Source organism: Micromonospora sp. AMSO12t, from assembly GCF_008806585.1.
In the GTDB taxonomy this organism is placed as follows: Bacteria; Actinomycetota; Actinomycetes; order Mycobacteriales; family Micromonosporaceae; genus Micromonospora; species Micromonospora reichwaldensis.
This window is the reverse complement of the sequence record NZ_WAAS01000614.1, coordinates 1-463: the sequence shown is the minus strand read 5'-3', so window position 1 is coordinate 463 and position 463 is coordinate 1. Positions and strand designations below refer to the sequence as shown.

The 463-nt window shown below is 65.2% G+C and carries 1 protein-coding gene; it reads left to right on the top strand.

What is annotated here, in order from left to right:
- The coding region (locus tag F6X68_RS33200) for a DUF4209 domain-containing protein (protein ID WP_151457890.1) at positions 1-208 on the top strand (208 nt) is incomplete at its 5' end.
- Positions 209-463: the final 255 nt, after the last annotated feature.

The following is a 463-nucleotide window of genomic DNA, read 5'->3' as shown; positions in this document are numbered from 1 at the left end:
CCTGCTGTGTGAACAGCCCGGTCCGAACCTGCGCAACGACCTGGCGCACGGGTTGCTTAATGACCCCGAGTCGTGGAGCGCCGCAGCGGTCTACGCGTGGTGGTTGTGCCTGCGACTGGTGGTCCTGCCCTACTACCGCATGCTCCTGAAGGCGCAGGCAGAGGCAGTTTCTACGGGTGAGACAACGGACGTGGAGCGATCGAGCTGAGGGTCGCTGCGGGAGAGATCAGGTCAAGGTGCCGCACGGGCCGCAGCACCACCTAACAGTGCGGGCGGCCTGCCAGGTGTAGTGCGCGACGCTCGCCTTGGAATCGATCCTCCTAGGACGCTCTAGGTGGTGTGAGGGCGTCCGGGTGTCGGCGTCTGGCCGGCGTAAAATCGAGGAGAACGACGTAGTGATCGCTGTTCCGGAGGCCTCACGATCAGCGACGCCGGCCGGGGCGGGGAATGCCTTGTAGGCTCT